This is a genomic window from Burkholderia sp. Ac-20384, from assembly GCF_017104605.1.
Lineage (GTDB): Bacteria > Pseudomonadota > Gammaproteobacteria > Burkholderiales > Burkholderiaceae > Burkholderia > Burkholderia lata.
In genome coordinates, this window is sequence record NZ_JAAGPE010000120.1 from 1 (window position 1) to 19443 (window position 19443).

12 protein-coding genes are annotated in these 19443 nt (G+C 66.5%); 4 read left to right on the forward strand and 8 right to left on the reverse strand.

Features of this window, described 5'->3' with window-relative positions; all coding sequences use genetic code 11:
• Nucleotides 1–80: 80 nt before the first annotated feature.
• The 8 genes from glmS to G3O00_RS21860 all read right to left on the reverse strand — a co-directional run bounded on the left by glmS (nt 81) and on the right by G3O00_RS21860 (nt 11699).
• Nucleotides 81–1904, reverse strand: a complete 1824-nt coding sequence (gene glmS / locus G3O00_RS21825) for a glutamine--fructose-6-phosphate transaminase (isomerizing) (RefSeq protein WP_206144302.1) — start codon at nt 1902–1904, stop codon at nt 81–83.
• Between the two features lie 117 nt (nt 1905–2021).
• Complete coding sequence (locus G3O00_RS21830) at nt 2022–2510, reverse strand: Biofilm PGA synthesis auxiliary protein PgaD (RefSeq protein ID WP_206144303.1); 489 nt, start codon at nt 2508–2510, stop codon at nt 2022–2024.
• Nucleotides 2488–3759, reverse strand: a complete 1272-nt coding sequence (pgaC, locus tag G3O00_RS21835) for a poly-beta-1,6-N-acetyl-D-glucosamine synthase (RefSeq protein WP_206144304.1) — start codon at nt 3757–3759, stop codon at nt 2488–2490. Before pgaC ends, G3O00_RS21830 begins: the two co-directional genes overlap by 23 nt.
• On the reverse strand, nt 3756–5849 hold the full coding sequence (pgaB, locus tag G3O00_RS21840) for a poly-beta-1,6-N-acetyl-D-glucosamine N-deacetylase PgaB (protein ID WP_206144305.1): 2094 nt from the start codon (nt 5847–5849) through the stop codon (nt 3756–3758). Before pgaB ends, pgaC begins: the two co-directional genes overlap by 4 nt.
• Nucleotides 5850–5864: 15 nt before the next feature.
• The gene (pgaA, locus tag G3O00_RS21845) at nt 5865–8552 is read right to left on the reverse strand and encodes a poly-beta-1,6 N-acetyl-D-glucosamine export porin PgaA (protein WP_206144306.1); all 2688 of its coding nucleotides are present in this window, start codon (nt 8550–8552) and stop codon (nt 5865–5867) included.
• A gap of 105 nt (nt 8553–8657) precedes the next feature.
• Nucleotides 8658–9485 carry a hypothetical protein gene (locus G3O00_RS21850; RefSeq protein ID WP_206144307.1) on the reverse strand — a complete coding sequence of 276 codons (828 nt, stop codon included), beginning with the start codon at nt 9483–9485 and terminating at the stop codon, nt 8658–8660.
• Nucleotides 9486–9548: 63 nt separating this feature from the next.
• On the reverse strand, nt 9549–9986 hold the full coding sequence (locus G3O00_RS21855; protein WP_206144317.1) for a hypothetical protein: 438 nt from the start codon (nt 9984–9986) through the stop codon (nt 9549–9551).
• 714 nt (nt 9987–10700) lie between these two features.
• The gene (locus G3O00_RS21860; RefSeq protein ID WP_206144308.1) at nt 10701–11699 is read right to left on the reverse strand and encodes a LysR substrate-binding domain-containing protein; all 999 of its coding nucleotides are present in this window, start codon (nt 11697–11699) and stop codon (nt 10701–10703) included.
• A gap of 600 nt (nt 11700–12299) precedes the next feature.
• Between G3O00_RS21860 and G3O00_RS21865 the strand changes: the two genes are divergently transcribed.
• From G3O00_RS21865 to G3O00_RS21880, 4 genes are all read left to right on the forward strand, one after another.
• The gene (locus G3O00_RS21865) at nt 12300–13715 is read left to right on the forward strand and encodes a circularly permuted type 2 ATP-grasp protein (protein WP_206144309.1); all 1416 of its coding nucleotides are present in this window, start codon (nt 12300–12302) and stop codon (nt 13713–13715) included.
• Between the two features lie 64 nt (nt 13716–13779).
• Nucleotides 13780–14721, forward strand: coding sequence for an alpha-E domain-containing protein (locus G3O00_RS21870; RefSeq protein WP_011355533.1), 942 nt, complete (start codon nt 13780–13782; stop codon nt 14719–14721).
• 8 nt (nt 14722–14729) lie between these two features.
• Nucleotides 14730–15719 carry a transglutaminase family protein gene (locus G3O00_RS21875; protein ID WP_206144310.1) on the forward strand — a complete coding sequence of 330 codons (990 nt, stop codon included), beginning with the start codon at nt 14730–14732 and terminating at the stop codon, nt 15717–15719.
• 97 nt (nt 15720–15816) lie between these two features.
• A complete protein-coding gene (locus tag G3O00_RS21880; protein ID WP_206144311.1) occupies nt 15817–19245 on the forward strand; it encodes a transglutaminase family protein in 3429 nt (1142 codons plus the stop codon).
• The last annotated feature ends 198 nt before the right edge of the window (nt 19246–19443 follow it).

Below are 19443 nucleotides of genomic sequence, written 5' to 3' on the forward strand. Positions count from 1 at the left end.
CGCCGTGACGATGCCGCATGCGCCGCACTGCACGGCCGCGACGCCCCGCGCGACCGCCTGCGCCGGGCGCGTTCGCCGCATCATTCGACGGTCACCGATTTTGCGAGGTTGCGCGGCTTGTCGACGTCGGCACCGCGCGTGCAGCCGACGTGATACGCGAGCAGCTGCAGCGGGATCACGTTGACGATCGGCGACAGCAGGTCGCCCGATTCGCGCACGCGGATCAGGTGCGTGTCGCGGTCGGCGTCGATCCCCAACTGATCGCCGGCCAGCACGTAGAGCCGCCCGCCGCGCGCGCGTACCTCGGCCATGTTGGATTTCAGCTTCTGGAACAGGCGGTCGTCCGGCGCGATCGTGACGACCGGCATCGCGCTCGTGACGAGCGCGAGCGGGCCGTGTTTCAGTTCGCCGGCCGCATAGCCTTCCGCGTGGATGTACGACACCTCCTTGAGCTTCAGCGCGCCTTCCATCGCGATCGGGAAGTGAATGCCGCGCCCGAGGAACAGCGCGTTCTCGGTGCGCGCGAATTTCGCGGCCCAGCCCATGATCTGCGTTTCGAGCGCGAGCGCGTGGCCGATGCGCTCGGGCAGCGCATGCAGCTGCTTCAGGTGCAGCGCGACCTGCTTCGCGTCGAGCCGGCCGCGTAGCTGCGCGAGTGTCAGCGTCAGCACGAACAGCGCGACGAGCTGCGTCGTGAACGCCTTGGTCGACGCGACGCCGAGTTCGATGCCGGCCCGCGTCAGGAACCGCAGCGGCGCGTTGCGCGCGATCGTGCTGGTCGCCACGTTGCAGATCGCCATCGACAGTTCCTGGCCCATGTCGCGCGCCCGCTCGATCGCGCCGATCGTGTCGGCCGTCTCGCCCGATTGCGAAATGCCGACGACGAGCGTGCGCGGGTCGGCCACCGTATCGCGGTAGCGGAATTCGCTGGCGATCTCGACCTGGGCGGGCACGCCCGCGATGGCCTCCAGCCAGTACTTCGCGGTCAGCCCCGCGTAGTAGCTGGTGCCGCAGCCGAGCAGCAGCACGCTCCTCACTTTCGACAGCAGCGCGCGCGTGCCGTCGGTCGCGTCGAACAGCGCCGGCGAGATCGTGTCGATGCCGTCGAGCGTGCTGTCGATCGCCTTCGGCTGCTCGAAGATCTCCTTCTGCATGAAGTGCTGGTACGGGCCGAGCGCGGCGTCGCCTTCGCGTGCCTTCACCTGGCACAGCGGGCGCTGGGCTTCGTGGCCGACCGAGTCGACCACGGCGATGCGATCCGGCGTGATCAGCGCGACATCGCCGTCTTCCAGGTAGACGAAGCGGTCGGTCAGGTCGCCGAGCGCCGCGCAGTCCGACGCGAGGTAGTTCTGTTCGGCGCCGATGCCGATCACGAGCGGTGAGCCGGCGCGCGCGGCGACGAGGCGCTGCGGTTCGCGCGCGCTCAGCACCGCGATCGCGTACGCGCCATGCAGCCGCTTGACGGCGCGCATGACCGCGTCGAACAGGTCGTCGCGATAGAGGCTGTGGATCAGGTGTGCGATCACCTCGGTGTCGGTCTGGCCGCGAAACGTATAGCTGCGCTCCCGCAACTCCACGCGCAGCGCGTCATGGTTCTCGATGATGCCGTTGTGCACGACCGCGATCGTGTCGCCGGACATGATCGGATGCGCGTTCATTTCGGACGGTGCGCCGTGGGTCGCCCAGCGCGTATGCGCGATGCAGGTCTGCGCTTCGAGGCCCAGCGTCAGCACGCGGGCCTGCAGGTCGGTCACGCGTCGCAACGTGCGTTCGCTGCGCAGGCGGCCGTCGTCCTGTACGGCAATGCCGCACGAATCGTAGCCGCGATACTCGAGCCGGCTCAACGCATTGACCAGTTGCGGCACCTGATTGTTCAGGCCGCTTGCTCCGACGATTCCGCACATGATTCACCTCGTCAACAAAAGGTTGCCGCCCTGCCGGCCAAGCACGGCAGTCCGGTGTCAGGAGCGGCGCCGCGCGGCACGATGCAGTCCCGTGCGCGGCGGCGCGTCTCCGCTGACCTACTCGCGGGGCTGCGGCCCCGCGTGGGTTACCCATTCGATGCCGGAAATCGAGCCGTTCGCGTCGTGCGACGCGACGAGAATGCGCGTGGTGCGCCGCGCGCCGCGCCGGTGGGCGCCGGCCAGCGCGTTTGCCGGCACCGAGCGCACCTTGGCGCTGGCCGAGCGGCGCAGCATCTTCGACACGCGCAACCGGTACGCCAGCGGATGCACGACGCGCCCCGCGATCAGCCACGTGACGATGGTGCCGGCGATGATCGCGATGGAAGTCGCATAGAACACTATCTGTTCGATCGGCATTTCTGCCGGGTTGAACGGCAGCAGGTAGCGGTACGTGTAGATGCAGATCGATGCCCACACGGCGCCCACGAGTGCCGGCCGCAAGAGCCGGAACCAGATGATCAGGGCGGTCCCGACGAGGCGACCGCGCTCGGCGATCATGTCGCGCGGTGCGCGCAGGGAAAGGTCAATAATCGGCGCGTTCTTCATGTTGAATGCCTCGGTCGGGGCTGACCCATACGGCCCGCTTGCCGCGGCCCCGCAGCACGATGGCAGGCAGGGCGACGACGGTGGTGATCATGCTGATCAGCCAGAAGGCGACGGGATACCAGACGGTGTCCAGGAAATACATCAGGAGTTTTTCGTCGTAACGACGATCGATCATGCTGCCGATGATCAGTTGCAGGATGCAGGTGGCGACCAGCAGCATGCCGTGCCAGTGCGGCACGACCGATACGTGCCAGCTTTGCGGCAGCGGGTACACGACATCGATGAGCGCGAGCAGCAGGATGAACGACATCGAGTAGGCCCACGCAATGCCGATCAGGTACTCGGCGAACAGCGGCCACATCATCATCTGCGTCGGCCGCGCGAGCGTGCCCGCGTACTTCATCAGCACCTGGATGCCGCCCTTCGACCAGCGCAATCGCTGCCGGTAGAGGCCTTTCAGCGTCTCGGGCATCAGGATCCAGCTCAGCGCGTGCGGCTCGTACACGACGCGCCAGTCGCGGCACTGCAGCTTCCAGCTGATGTCGATGTCCTCGGTCAGCATGTCCGAGCTCCAGTAGCCGACGTCGGCGAGCGCGGTCTTGCGGAACATCGTGATCACGCCGGATACCGTGAAGATGCGGCCGTACACCTGCTGCGTGCGCTTGATCAGCCCGACGATCGACGAGAACTCGCCGACCTGCATGCGGCCGAGCAGCGACGTGCGCGTGCGGATGCGCGGGTTGCCGGTCACCGCGCCGACGCCCGGGTCGGTCAGGAAATGTTCGAGCATCCAGCCGATCGCGTCATGCGCGAGCAGCGCATCGCCGTCGATGCACAGCAGGTATTCCGCATTCGACACGGCTGCCGCCGTCGTGAGCCCGACCGCCTTGCCTTCGTTGCGTGCGTGATGGATCACGAGCAGCCGCGGGATCTCGACGGCCAGCGCGTTGAGGATCTCGCCGGTGCGATCCGTGCTGCCGTCGTTGACCGCGATGATGTCGTAGTTCGGGTACTGCATCCGGTCCAGGTGGCTGATCACGCTGCGCGCATTCGCGGCTTCGTTGAAGCAGGGCACGACGATCGAGATCTTCGGAATGCCGCTCGCCGCGATCGTCCGCGTGGACAGCTCGCGGCCTTCCTCGAGCAGGAAGTAGTGCACGACGCCGCCGATCATCCACAGGTACGACATGAAGAACGGATAGTAGAAGACGAAATCCTGCAGGCGCTGGATGATGCTGTGGGTCGTCATGGCGTCCTCGTCCCCGGTGCTTTCTGCGTTTGCATCAGTGCGTTGATCGACGTCGGGTCGAGGCGCGACTTCAACGACATCACGTCGCGCATCGCGTCGAGATCTGGCTGGTCGTTCAGGAAGTTGTCCGGGTAGTAGCCGAAATTCACCGCGCCCTCGCTGCGCAGCCGCCGCATCTGCGCGAGCAGCGTGCTGGCCGCCACGTCCTTGTGCGCGTGCCAGTCGTACGACTGCAACTCGAACACGGTGCGCTGCAGCCCGAGCTTCTTCGCACGGACGGCCCGCACGAGCTGGTCCATCCAGTCTTCGGGATCCTTCGCCTGCTCCATGTACGGCATCGCCATCAGCGCGACGTAGTCGTAAGTGGCGAGGAAATCGTCGTAGTTCTGCGCGTACCACGCTTCCGATTCGGGCTTGAGCACCGGCATCGCGAAGATGTTGCGCGCGGTCAGCACGTCGCCCACGTTCTGATGGGCCAGCACGATCTGTTCGAGCTGGCGGGTCAGGTCGATCAGGTAGCGCGACTTCTGCCGGGTCCAGCGTTTCAGCAGGTCGGGGTTCTCGCGGATCTTGCCGACGTCGGCCGGCAGCCCCCACTGCGAATAGATGCGCAGCGCGTGCCGGCCCGCATCCTCGTAGTCGTCGAGCACCGCGTCGTCGCTGAACAGGATGCCGCTGAACGACGCATGCTTGCTGAGATCCTCGTAGATCTGCTGGATCATCAGCCGCGCATCCGGATCGAACGGGCTCAGCCGGAACGTGCGCGTGCCGTTCTCGCGGGCCGGCGCACCGCCGTAGGCAGTCACGGCCTCGAGCCCGCGCTGCTTGTCGGCCGGCGGCCGGAACGCGAGCACCGGCATCCATGCGTACACCTGCACGTTGGAGCGCGTGTTGAGCTGCCACGCGGCGCGCGAGAACAGGTCGGCGCGCATCGGCAGGTGCCGGTTCGGGAAATACACGGATTCGGCCACGCCCGTGCCTTTCGGGTCCGCAAACGCCTGCAGGTAGACCGATTTGGGCTGCATCCGGTAGATGCGTTCGATCAGCTTGCCGAGATTCGCTTCCTGCCGCGCGGGGTCCGGGTCGTAGACCTGGTCCAGGTCGACCTGCACGGTGCGCTCGGGCACGTCGACGTCGCCGCGGTTCGACGCCGGCTCGCGCATTGAGCGCTCGAACCCGCCGATGTCGACGTCGTACATCATCAGAATCCGCCGCAGCCGGTCCAGCGGCACGTCCGGCGTATTCGGGCCGGCATCGAGGCTGAACTGGATGTCCATGCCGAGTGACGTCGATATCTGGCGCACGGGCTGGTTTTCCGCGCCATATGGCCACACCATCGAGCGTGCGACGATGCCGGTATGTTCGCGGATCTGGCGCACGCATGTCTGCAGGTCGTTGTGCACGCGCGCTTCGAATTCGGCGTCGGTTTCATAGCGCTTCTCGTCTTGCAGATAGAGGTGCGACGTGGTCGCCGGCAACTCGTTGCCTTGCGGATTCGCGACCGCGCCGTGATGGAGGTTGTGCGTGTGGCAGCCGAGTTCGACGAACGGCGACTGGCCGACCTGCTTCACGTCGTCCCACGACATGAAGTAGTCGCGCGGCACCTGGACCTTGTCGCTGATGCGGATCGGCGTATCCGCCGGCGTATCGATCCACGCTGTGACGATGCCCATCACGGCCGGATACTTGAAGCGCTCGAGCAGCGGCAGCACCTTCGTGTAGTGGCTGCGAAAGCCGTCGTCGAACGTGAGGAGCACCGCGCGCGGGGGCAGCGGCTTGCCGCCGTGCCGCGACTCCTCGATCTGCTTGACCGTGATGGTGTGGTAGTTGTTGGTCTGCAGCCACGAGAAGATCGCGGTCAGCGTGCCGGTATCGACCGCGAACGGGTCGATCATCGCCGACTTCGAGGAAAACGACGCCATCAGGTTGTCGCGCACGTCATGCATGCAGATCACGCGAAACGTCTTGCCGTCGGCCGGGTCGGAAGGCGGCAGCAGGTCGATCATCTTGGCGTTGGTCACGCCAGGAAACAGCGAACAGGCGGCAAATGTACCGAGGCATCCGCACATGAAGGTCCGTCTGGATTGCATTGCTCGATCTCCTTGCTAGAACGGCAGGTTGACCGACATGAAGCCGGTTTCGGAGCGTTCGCGCTCGCCGTCGTACGCGTGGCTGCTGACCTCGACGCCATAGCTCAGCGTGATGTCGTGCTTGAACGTCCACGCGTGCTCGAGGCGCGCGCTCCACAGGGCGCTGGTGCCGAAGCCGCGCTCGTTGTACACGCCGCCGGACACCGAGACGCGCTGCTGCAGCCCCATGTCGCCCTTCTTCCACAGGGTCAACTGGTGCATGACGGTCGCCGCGGCTGCATAGTCGCGGTTCGGGTTGAAGTAGGGCGCGTCCTGGCGCGTGTTGCTGTCGGTGCCGAGATCCAGCGAGACGTTGACCTGCTGGTTGGCGCTCGTGTACACGCGTTGCGTGGCGGTGGCCGAGATCTCCTGGTGCAGGTTCGAATCGCTGTAGCGGCTCACGCCGTAGCTCAGCTTGACCTCGCGACGGTCGTTCTGGCGATACACCACCGAGACGTTCGCCGAGCGGCCCCAGATGTGCGCGGCATACGCCTTCCACGGCAGCGAGTTGTCGTTGGTGTCGAGCCCGCCGCTGACCGTCCAGTAGTCGTTCAGCGCGTAAGCGATCGACCCGCGGCCGCCGGTTCGGCCGTCCGAGCCGAACGAGCGCGTGACTTCGCCCTGGACCGTGAGCGGCCCGTGCCGGTAGTCGCCGCCGACGCCGGTGCGCGTGCGGCTGACGTTGCCGGAGTCGGTCTGCGCATAGCCGAAGAACGTATGCGAGAAGACGCGCCAGTTGTCGCCGAACGGTTGCGAATACACATAGCTGTCCGACGTGAAGCTGTTGTCGGCCAGTGCGCTGTTGCCGTGCTCGTAGCTCAGGTCGGTCGTGAACACGGGGCTGCGGTACGCGTTGTAGTCACGCTTGAAGCCGCGCACGGCGCCGCTGTCCGGGAACGTGTTGTCCAGCGTCTGGTCGACGTTCTTCGCGGTCGCGTAGTCGTCGGCCGTGAGCGCCGCGCGGCCGAGGCCCGCGAGCATCTCGACGCTGTCCGGGTGGTCGGTCAGCGACGCGCGGTACATCGCGATCGCCTGGCGCGGATGCGACTGGCCGGACACCGCGTCGGCGTGCGCGGCACGGATTTCCGCGTTGAACGGCACCTGTTTCTCGAGTTCTTCGAGCGCGGCGATCCCTTGATCGACGTGACCGGTGAAGATCAGGTATTGCGCGCGCAGCCGGTAGTAGCGCAGATAGTCGCTTTCCTCCGGGCCGACGGTTTGCACGTCTTTGGCCGGCGGCAGTGCGTTGCCCATGTCATCGAGCACCTGCTTCGCATCCGTCGCGCGCCCCTGGTCGATGTACGACCAGAACAGCCCTTCGCGCAGTTCGATCGGGCGCGTGCGTGCGCCGTACTGGAAGCCGCGGGTCGCGCGATCCGTCGGCGACGCGGTCGCCTGCTTCAGCGCGCGCTGGTACACGGCGTTCGCCTTGCCCGGTTCGCTCAGGTACAGGTAGGCGTCGCCGACGGCCGACAGCGCGTCGATCGAGATCTCCGCATTGGACGGAATGGTCTCGAACGTCGTGACGGCCGTCTTCATGTCGCCGCGCGCCGCATAGGCGACCGTGCGGTCGCCCGCGAGCGCCGTCCGGACCGGCGTGTACTCGGGCGTGGTCGGCATCCGCTTGTCGAGATCGTCCGCCGCGCGCAGCGCGTTGTCGATCCCGTCGAAGCGGTCGGAACTCGTCATCGAGCGCGACTTGTCGCGCCCGCCGCGCACCTGCTGGCGAATCGCCAGTTCCTCGAGTTGCGCGATGTCGACGGCGGAGAACGCATCGGGCCGCGCCTTCGCTTCGTCGAGCGCCTTGACTGCGCCGCCGCTCGCCGCGAGGCCGAACACGTCATTGCGCACGGTCTCGACGTCGGCGGTACGAAGATTCGGTGCCTGGGGATTCGGTGTCTCGACGTCGGGGCCTTGCGATCGTTGTGTCGGTTCGCCGGGCAGCTGGGCGCCGGGCGTCTGCGAGTTCGGCGCCGGGGACGACGGCGGCGGCGTGCCAGGCATCTGGGGAACCGGCGCAGGCGAGTTCGGCAACGGGGTGCCGGATGCCTGCGCGGTTTGCGTCGGCGTTATCGACGGCGCGGTGGGCGCGGCTTGTACGGCCTTCGGCGGGGTGTCCGAAGCTGGTGCGATCGGCGCCGGCGAAGGGGGCGCAGACGTGTCGGACATCGTCGAGGCGGGCAGCGTCGATGCGTCGGGCGGTTGGGCGTTCTCGGCCTGCGCAAGCAGCATCGGCGCGTCCGGCGTCTGCGCAACCGGTGCCGGCGTATTCGTCGCTTGCGCGGCCGGCACCGGAGCGCTCGATGGCGGCGCCTCCGGTTCCACCACGACCGTGGTCGGCATGGTCGGCTGCGGGCTCGATGCCTGCGCGATCTGCATCGACGCATCCGACGCCTGCGCGATCGGCGTCGTTGCATGAGGGGGCGGGACGCTGTCGGCTTGGGCGATCTGGATTGACACGACCGTTGGCTGCAGGTCGCGCGGTGCCGCATTCGGCGCGCCGTTGGTCCCGGCGATTTCGTTGACGCGGCCCGCTTCCGTCTCGCCGTCGGCGGAGAAGCAGGGGCCGGACGCGACGAGCAGCAACACCAGCGGCGCATGCAGGAGGATCCGCCGGTTGGACGGAGCGACGGTGGTGCATTGTTGTCGACGATTGTTGTCCACGAGGTGTCCTCCTTTCGAAACGATCACATCGGTTGCTCGCCTGACGACGTATGTCGTCAGGCGTTGCACGGCCGGGCGGCGAGTGCCTGGCGATGCGGCCCCGGCTTACAGCCGGTTGCGGATCGCCTGACCGAGCAATGCACGCGATTCGCTGTTCTTCGGGTCGATCGCGAGCGCCCGGCTCGCGTTCTGCTCCACACAGTTCCATTCGTCGATCACCGCGCACGAGCGCGCCTTCGCCAGTGCCCGCGCGCTTTCCAGTTCCGCGCGCGTGATGCTGGCCGTCTGCATGCGCACGGTGTCGGTGCCATACGGCCGGGGCTTGGGTGCGAAGTCCATGCGCCGGCTCGTGCCGGCCAGCATTTCGGCACGCTGCGCACGATGCGCGGTACCGTGCCGCGTGGCGGCACGACCGTAGGGCGAGGTCGCATGCGTACCGGCCGCGAGCGTCACGGGCGGTGCATGCGGCGACTGCCGGTGTTTCGCGTCGGCACGGGATGCGGGCCGCGGCGCGGCTTCCGGTTCGACCGCCAGCGTGACGGGCGGCACGGTGGCTACCCCGGGTGCAGCCGAAGTCGACGCTACCTGCAGCGGCGGCGCGAGCGGAGTGATCTGCGCGCGTGCCGGGGCCGGCTCGGGCGCCGCTGAGGTTCCGGAGGTGCCGGTTGCGGAGGTGCCGGTTCCGGACGCGCCGGTTGCGTGCGAGGCAAGGGTCACGATCGCGTTGCGGGTTTTCCCGACGGCGGTTCCGATCACGCCGGAGATGTCGTGCGTCACGCTCGGATGGCCGACCGTCGTGTCCCGTTCGGCGTAAGCGAAGATGCCGAAGATTGCGGCGAACGCAACGAAACTGAGCGCCGCGTTCTTGCCAGGACCCCAGGTGGGTTTCGGCGGGTGGGTGGGCGAGTCGTCTTGTCGTTCTGCACGAGTCATTCAAAGCTCCTCGATTCGATACGTTGCGGTGAAAGTCGCGTTCCGGACGGGGTCAGGTGGCACTCACCATTTCAACTGCGTGGTCAGTGCACCTGTTTCGACGATCGCGAACTGGGTCGCCCCCTGATAGGTTCCTTCGACCCGGTAGCTCGCATCCGGCACGCTGAACAGGCAACGCGACCCCGACGCATTGAATTCGACGAGAACGCGGCCATGTCGCCGCAGGCGCACCTGGACGTTGGCGAGTGGTTGCCCCGTCTTGGCCGAAGCAAACGACACGCCCAGGTTGTACGGCCGGCCGTCAGGTGGCAGTGGTGCGGTACCGTCGATCCGCGCATCGCCGCAGATATACGAAATGACGTAGCGGCCCGCACCCGGGTCGGACGCGGGGGCAGGGGCGGGTGGCTGGGACGCGAGCGTCTGGGCCATCGCATTCATGCAGAGCGCGGAGATGAAAACGCTCAGGAAAGGGCGAGCATGCTGTCGAAACGAGGAAGACATTGCAACCTCCCGGCCGGAATCAATGGCGAGCATTCATTCCGAGTCAGATTTGCCAGCGTTCTTTTTGCGACACGCTATTGATACACGATGGATTTTGAAGCAACAACCGCGTGTGGCCGGAATGGGACGGCGGTTAAAGATCCTATTTAAATAGGATAACGACGGATTCGTATGACTCGCTTAGCTATGAAGAAAGTCGATATTGCCGAATATGAATATTGCTATTCGGTAGCGATGATCCAGTACGCATTGAATCACGTCGGACGTATCGACTTTCGTGCCGAAAAATAACGACTGATAAAAGGAATTTTTGCGGCTGTATTCCAGGTGAATTGATATCGATCCAGATACAGGTCGCGCGATATGAAACGGGGGTGCGACGTTTTTGGTATTTTAGATTGTTACAGGTAAATCGAAACTTTTAATTTGTTCTGTAACAGGGTATTTCTGTCCTGATAATCAGACGGAATATTTCGGCGTGCAATGTCGCGTGTAAAGGAATCATCCAGGAAACGCAAACGATTGCGATTCTTCTGATAACGATTACGGGTCCGGCGTAGTCATTTTCCAGGCAATAGCGGGATCGCTGCTTGCTACCGGGGAGAGGGGCGCGTGCGCAGGGAAGCGACGCGGATGCATGCGCATACCGGATTGATGCAAACCGCGTTCGCGATCGCGTCGTCGACGAACACGCCGCGAACGCGAACGCGAAGATCAGCGGCTGCCGCCCGCGCTGCGCCGCGCGATGCGCATCGCCGGTGCGGCTGCGGGTTCGACCGCGCCGACTGTACCTTCGACCGCCGTGCGCGGCCGGTTCATGATGTAGGTCCACAGTTGCTCGGCCGCGAGCCCGCGCTTGCGGGCCGACCGGTACAGGCGGATTTCGAGCTCGGTGATCCAGTCGCCGGAGCCCGCGCACACGAGCGTGCCTTCCGCGAGCTCCTTCGCGACGCAGCTTTCCGGCAGCCAGCCGATTCCGTGTCCGGCCACGACCATGCCCTTCAACGCCTCGGACATGTGCGTCTCGAAGCACCGGTGCAGCACGTACGGCTCGGTGGCATTCAGCAGCAGCATCTCGACGATGTTGCCCAGAAACGCGCCCGACGAATACGCGAGCAGCGGCAGCGGGGCATCGGGCGTGCCCGGCAACTGGAATACGGGCTTGCCGCGCGCGTCCGGTGTCGACACGGGCAGGATCCGTTCGACGCCCAAGCTGACGAACGGAAAGTGATTCGGGTCGAGCACGATCGGCAACTGCGGGTGGTGATAGCCGAGCAGCAGGTCGCATTCGCCTTCGACGAGCTGCTGCACACCTTCCGGCACGTTCACCGCGTTGACGCGCGCAGTCACGTGGCCGACCTCGCCGTTGAGCTGCTTGAGCCATTCGGGAAACAGCGTGAACACGAGCGTGTGGGCAACCGCGAAACGCACGACCTGATCGCTGGCCGCGAACTGGTCGTAGCCGTTCACGAGATTGCGTGCCGCATACATGCTGCGCAGGATGTCCGCGGCGAGCCCGCGGAACATCTGGCCGGCCGGTGTCAGCGTGATCGGGTTGATGCTCCGGTCGACCAGCTTCGCATCCATCCAGGTTTCGAGTGCGGCAATTCGTCTGCTGAATGCCGACTGTGTGAGGTGCCGGTTACGCGCGGCCCGGGAAAAGCTCTTGGTATCCGCAAGGCTCAGGAAATCTTCCAGCCACTTTGCTTCCATTTCGATCGTCGCTTTTTATAGTCGGGCGCCTGAAAGGCGGCGGCACCGTTTGCTGCACCAATTTTCTAGCGTACCGCGCCTCGCGCCGGTCGACCCGATGTTTTTTTTCGATGGGTGTCAGTCGAAATATGCATGAGCGTTGTCGGCGGGATTACGGCTGCATAGCGTTGAGGTGCCGGACCCGGCTAACCGGACAGTTCATCGCGTCGAACTGCCGGTGCGGCCGCAGACGGTACTTCCCCCAGGGCCGGTTGCGCCGTGTGCGTGCCGGCCCGCCTTCCGATCCTTTCGTTCCGGTGGTCCGGTGCCCGGGCGGCCCATTTTTTGTGCAGTGCAGATTGCACATTCATGACACGCGGGGGAACTATGGTCGAAAGACGCGGCGCAGCATGAACCGTGCGCGCCGGCGACGCACCGTCGTCGCCCGTTGCGTCGGGCGCTGCACCTCGGTGGTGCGCAATGCCGCGCGGGCGTGCCTGGCGCGGCGCAAAAAGGGGGGATTATCGAGGGGATCGCGCAAGGCACGTTCCTTGCGACGCAGTCGTTACGCCGGTCCGGCATGCGCAATGCCGGGGAAAACGATCGATGGAGAAAAGATCGATGAAGCCATTCGATGAAATGCTGCAATCCGGCGACATGGTAAGGGCGCCCTACGCGCGCCTGAAGCAGTGGCTCGACACCCAGAATCCCGCGAGCCTCGCCCAGAAAGCCCACGACGCGGAAGGCGTGTTCCGCAAGACGGGCATCACGTTCGCCGTCTACGGCGACGCGGAGGCCGCCGAGCGGCTGATTCCGTTCGATATCGTCCCGCGCATCATTTCGGGTGCCGAATGGAGCCGGCTGTCGCTCGGCATCGAGCAGCGCGTGATGGCGCTCAACGCCTTCCTCGACGACATCTACCATCGCCAGGAAATCGTCCGCGCGGGCATCGTGCCGAAGCATCTGATCGCGCACAACGAAGCATTCATCCCGGAGATGATCGACTTCCGGCCGCCCGGAAACGTTTACACGCACATCATCGGCGTGGACATCGTGCGCACCAGCGAGAACGAGTTCTACGTGCTGGAAGACAACGCACGTACCCCGTCGGGCGTGTCGTACATGCTGGAAAACCGCGAGACGATGATGCAGCTCTTCCCGGAGCTGTTCCAGCAGGTGAAGGTGCGTCCGGTCGAGACCTATCCGCAGATGCTGCGCCAGTCGCTCGCGGCCGTGTGCCCGCCGGGCGGCAACGCCGACAACCCGACCGTCGCCGTGCTCACGCCCGGCATCCACAATTCCGCGTACTACGAACATTCGTTCCTCGCCGACCAGATGGGCGTGCACCTTGTCGAGGGCAGCGACCTGCAGGTGATCGACGGCCGTGTCGCGATGCGCACGACCGAGGGTTTCCGCCCGATCGACGTGCTGTACCGCCGCGTGGACGACGCGTTCCTCGATCCGCTCACGTTCCGCCCCGATTCGGTGCTCGGCGTCGCGGGGATCATGGACGTGTACCGCGCGGGCAACATCACGATCGCGAACGCGCCCGGCACCGGCATCGCCGACGACAAGGCGATCTACTCGTACATGCCGGAGATCGTCGAGTTCTACACGGGCCGCAAGGCGCTGCTCGAGAACGTGCCGACCTGGCGCTGCGGCGAGGCCGACAGCCTGAAGTACGTGCTCGACCATCTCGACGAACTGGTCGTGAAGGAAGTGCACGGCTCGGGCGGCTACGGGATGCTGGTCGGGCCGTGCGCGTCGAAGGCCGAGCTCGAAGCGTTTGCCGCGAAGCTGCGCGCGCGCCCCGCGAACTACATCGCGCAGCCGACGCTTGCGCTGTCCACGACGCCGATCCTGACCGAGGCCGGCCTCGCGCCGCGCCACGTCGACCTGCGGCCGTTCGTGCTGGTGTCGGACCGGATCCGCATCACGCCGGGCGGGCTCACGCGCGTCGCGCTGAAGGAAGGATCGCTCGTCGTCAACTCGAGCCAGGGCGGCGGCACCAAGGACACCTGGGTGCTGGCCGACTGAGCCGGACGCGACCGCGCGCCCCGCAACCGGGGTGCCAACCGAACGAAGACGGAGTGGACACGAGATGCTTCTGGGACGAACTGCAAGCGGTCTCTACTGGATGTACCGCTATATCGAGCGCGCGGAGAACATCGCGCGCATCGTCGATGCCGGGCTGCGGATGGCGCTCACGCGCACGTCCGACGCGCCGGCCGAATGGTCGTCGGTGCTCGTCAGTTCGGGCACGGACGACGGCTACCGGCAGAAATACGACGCGTATGCGGCCGATACCGTGACCGACTACCTGCTGCGCGACCGCGACAACCCGTCGAGCGTGCTGTCGTGCATCGAGGCCGCGCGCTCGAATGCGCGGATGGTGCGCACGGCGCTCACGCGCGAGGCGTGGGAGAGCGTGAATGGCGCGTGGCTCGCGCTGCGCCGCGGGCTCGCGCAGCCGGTGCCGGAGAGCGAACTGCCGGCCGTGCTCGACCAGGTGAAGCGCGAAACCGCGCTGATCCTCGGCAGCTTCTACAGCACGATGCTGCGCAACGAGATCTTCGATTTCGCGCAGATCGGCGCGTTCGTCGAGCGCGCGGACAACACCGCGCGGATCATCGACGTCAAATACCACCTGCTGCTGCCGTCGGTGTCGCACGTCGGCACGATCCTCGACAACTACCAGTGGGAGACGATCCTGCGCTGCGTCGCCGCGCACCGTTCGTACCGCTGGGTGTACGACGTGCAGTACAAGCCGATGAACATCGCCGACTACCTGATCCTGAACGGCCGCATGCCGCGCTCGCTGCGCTATTGCTACGGGCGCGTCGTGTCGAGCCTGAACCTGCTCGCGAAGGATTACGGCGTGACACATCCGTGTCACGACACGGCCGCGAAGATCCTGCAGATGCTGTCCGACACCTCGGTCGAGCGGATCTTCAAGAGCGGCCTGCACGAGTTCCTGACCGACTTCATCGGCCGCAACAACAGCCTCGGGCTCGAAATCGCCCAGGCTTACAACTTCGACTGAGACTTGCCATGCGACTCGCCATCCGACACATCTCGCGTTATCAGTTCGACGATCAAGCCACCCATGCACTGCAACGGTTGCGGCTGCGTCCGCAGTCGGGCCCGGGGCAGACGGTGCGCGCGTGGCAGGTCACGATCGACGGCGTCGAGCCGTCGCTGTCCTATGCCGACGGGCTCGGCAACCGGATCGACCTCGTGCGGCACGACCGCGGCGCGAAGGCCGAGATCGTCGTCATCGCGGCCGGCGTCGTCGAGACGCAGGACCGCGCGGGCATACTCGGTAATCCTGAAGGCTATGCACCGCCGTGGATCTTCGAGCGCGAAACGGCGCTCACGAAGGCGGGCGACACCGTGCGTGCGCTCGCGCAAGCGCTGCCGATCGAGCCGCGCAGCCTCGACGCGCTGCACTGGCTGATGACGGAAGTGCACGACCGCATCGCGTATGCGCCGAACCTGGCCGCCGAAGCCCCCGTCGATGCGGAAACCGCGCTGCAAAGCGGCGAGGGCACGAGTCGCGACCATGCGCATGCGTTCATCGCGGCCGCGCGCGTACTGAAGATTCCCGCGCGCTATATCTCGGGCTACGTGCTGGCCGACAGCGCGATGCAGCGCATCGCCGACGCGAAGCAGAGCGCGGGCGACGTCGAGGAGGAAGAAGCGCTCGCGCTGCAGAGCGGCGAGGGCATGCAGCAGGTGCTCGGCGCATCGCATGCCGCGCAGTCGCAATCTCAGTCGCAGGGGATGCCGCAGCCGGCGCACGGTGCGCAGCCGCAGGCGGCCGGGCTGATGCAGCAGCCGGCCGGCCATGCGTGGGCCGAGGCCTATGTCGAAGGGCTCGGCTGGGTCGGGTTCGATCCGTTCATGAATCGCTGCCCGGACGAGCGCTACGTGCGCATCGCGGTCGGCCTCGACTATCGCGACGCGCAGCCGGTGACGGGGCTCGGCGCGACGGCCGTCGGCGTCGAGATCAGCGTCGTGCAGACGCCGGAACTCGTCTGACCCGACGCACGCTTTCGCCGAATCCGCCAGGCCGGGCCACCGCGTCGCATCGAGTGTGACGCGGCAGCCCGGCCGGTCCAACCCGAACCGAGCTCCCATGTCCATCCACGTCGCGCTGCATCACACCACCCGCTATCGCTACGACCGGCTCGTCAACCTCGGCCCGCAGGTCGTGCGGCTGCGGCCCGCGCCGCACTGCCGGACGCCGATCCTCGCGTATTCGATGACGGTCGAGCCCGCGCAGCACTTCATCAACTGGCAGCAGGACCCGTTCTCGAACTATCTCGCGCGGCTCGTGTTTCCGGAGCGCACGGAGTACTTCGAGGTCACGATCGATCTCGTCGCCGAGATGTCGGTGTACAACCCGTTCGACTTCTTCCTGGAAGCGAGCGCCGATCAATACCCGTTCAGCTATGACGATGCGCTGAAGACCGAGCTCGCGCCGTATCTCGTGTGCGACCCGCAGACGAGCGCGTCGCCACTGTTCCGCACGTATGTCGACGGCGTCGACCTCACGCCGGCCGGCACCGTGAACTTTCTCGTCGCGCTGAACCAGCAATTGCAGCGCGACATCGGCTATCTCGTGCGGATGGAGCCGGGCGTGCAGACGCCCGAGCAGACGCTCGAGCTCGCGTCCGGCTCGTGTCGCGACAGCGCATGGTTGCTCGTGCAGCTGTGCCGCCATCTCGGCATTGCCGCGCGCTTCGTGTCGGGCTACCTGATCCAGCTCACGCCCGACGTGAAATCGCTCGACGGTCCGAGCGGCACGTCGGTCGACTTCACCGACCTGCACGCATGGTGCGAGGTGTACTTGCCGGGTGCTGGCTGGATCGGCTTCGATCCGACGTCGGGCCTGCTCGCCGGCGAGGGCCACATTCCGCTGGCCTGCACGCCGCAGCCGACGAGCGCCGCGCCGGTCGAGGGGCTGATCGACGAATGCGAGGTGTCGTTCGAGCACGAGATGACTGTCACGCGCGTGTACGAATCACCGCGCGTGACGAAGCCGTATACGGAATCGCAATGGGATGGCGTGCTGGCGCTCGGCACGCAGGTCGACGGTGCGCTGGCGGCCGGCGACGTGCGGCTCACGCAGGGCGGCGAGCCGACCTTCGTGTCGATCGACGATCGCGACGGCGCCGAGTGGAACACGGACGCGCTCGGCCCGACCAAGCGCGGCTATGCGACCGAACTCGTGCAGCGGCTGCGCGCCGAATACGGCGACGGCGGCTTCCTGCATTTCGGGCAGGGCAAGTGGTATCCGGGCGAGCAATTGCCGCGCTGGGCGCTGTCGATCTTCTGGCGTGCCGACGGCCAGCCCGTGTGGCACGATCCGTCGCTGTTCGCCGACGAGCGCGAGCCGTCCGCGTATACGACCGACGACGCGAAGCGCTTCATCGATGCGCTGGCTGCGCGGCTGAACCTGACCGACGAATTCATCCGGCCCGGCTACGAGGACGTCTGGTACTACCTGTGGCGCGAGCGCCGGCTGCCGGTCAACGTCGACCCGTTCGACTCGCGCCTCGACGACGAGCTCGAACGCGCGCGGCTGCGCAAGGTGTTCGAGCAGCAGCTCGACAGCGTGGTCGGCTACGTGCTGCCGGTCAAGCGCGCGGACGACGCGCGGAGCCGCCATCGGCCGGGCCTCGAAGGGCCACGCTGGCAGACGGGCCCGTGGTTCTTCCGCGACGAACGGATGTACCTCATGCCCGGCGATTCGCCGATGGGCTATCGGCTGCCGCTCGATTCGCTGCCGTGGGCGAGCCGCGCCGACTATCCGTACCTGGTCGAGCGCGATCCGTTCGCGCCGCGCGACGCGCTGCCGGACGCCGCCGCGATTCGGGCGCGTTACGCAGGCCCGGCCGATGCGCCGCGCTACCTGTCCGGCGTGCATCGCGAGGCATCCGCGCAGACCGTGATGCAGTGGCGCGACGACGGCACGGCCGGGAACGGGCGGCCGGCCGCGCGCGACCCGAGTCGCCTTCCCGAGCGATTCGAATCGGCCGCGTGGATCACGCGCACCGCGCTGTGCGTCGAAGTGCGCAACGGCATCCTGTACCTGTTCATGCCGCCGCTGGCCGCGCTCGAGGATTATCTCGAGCTGCTCGGCGCGATCGAGCTGACCGCGCACGCGCTGGGCGTGAAGCTCGTGCTCGAAGGTTATCCGCCGCCGCGCGACGCGCGGCTGAAGCTGCTGCAGGTGACGCCCGATCCCGGCGTGATCGAGGTAAACATCCATCCGGCCAGCAACTTCGACGAGCTGGTCGATCACACGGAATTCCTGTACGACGCCGCATGGCAGTCGCGGTTGTGCAGCGAGAAGTTCATGGTCGACGGCCGCCACGTCGGCACGGGTGGCGGCAACCACTTCGTGCTCGGCGGCGCGACGCCGGCCGACAGCCCGTTCCTGCGCCGCCCGGATCTGCTCGCGAGCCTGATCGCGTACTGGCACAACCATCCGTCGCTGTCGTACCTGTTCTCCGGGCTCTTCATCGGGCCGACGAGCCAGGCGCCGCGCGTCGACGAAGCGCGCAACGACCAGCTCTACGAACTCGACATCGCCTTCGCCGAGATTCAGCGCAACAAGCTGCGGTTCGGGCAGGACATGCCGCCGTGGCTCGTCGACCGCGTGCTGCGCAACCTGCTGATCGACGTGACCGGCAACACGCACCGCAGCGAGTTCTGCATCGACAAGCTGTATTCGCCGGATTCGTCGACCGGCCGGCTCGGCCTGCTCGAACTGCGCGCGTTCGAGATGCCGCCGCATGCGCGGATGAGCATCGTGCAGCAATTGCTGCTGCGCGCGCTGGTTGCGCGTTTCTGGGCCGCGCCGTACACGACGCCGCTCACGCGCTGGGGCACCGCGCTGCATGACCGCTTCATGCTGCCCGCGTTTCTTCAGATGGATTTCGACGACGTGCTGACCGAGCTTCGCGACGCCGGCTTCGCGTTCGATCCGGCGTGGTTCGCGCCACACTTCGAATTCCGCTTCCCGCTGTTCGGCCAGATCGCGGTGAACGGGATGGAGCTGTCGCTGCGCGGCGCGCTGGAGCCGTGGCACGTGATGGGCGAGGAGGGCGCGCCCGGCGGCAACGTGCGTTACGTCGATTCGTCGGTCGAACGGCTCGAAGTGCGCGTGACGGGGCTGAACGACAACCGGCACGTCGTGACCGTCAACGGCCGCGCGCTGCCGCTGCAGCCGACCGGCACCGTCGGCGAATACATCGCGGGCGTGCGCTACAAGGCGTGGTCGCCGCCGTCCGCGCTGCATCCGACCCTCGGCGTGCATGCGCCGCTCACGTTCGACATCGTCGATACGTGGCTGCAGCGCTCGCTCGGCGGCTGCCGCTATCACGTCGCGCATCCGGGCGGGCGCAACTACGCGACGTTCCCGGTCAATGCCTACGAGGCCGAGAGCCGCCGGCTCGCACGCTTCGTCGAGATGGGGCATACGCCGGGACGGATGGATGTCGCGGCCGCCGCGCCAAGCCGCGAATTCCCGTTCACGCTCGACCTGCGGCGGCCGTGACCGGACGATGACAGAACGGACGACGATGCGCGGTTCGCAATACCCGGCGGTTCCGGTCGCTGGCGGCCCTGCCGGAATGCTAGGAGGCGGGCAGATTGCGGCCGCGCGCCGCAGCCCGCCGCCCCGGGTGGCGGCGCGCGTGCGCGGCCGCACCCTGACGACGGAACGACACCGTGCCGCCCATTGACACCGATCATC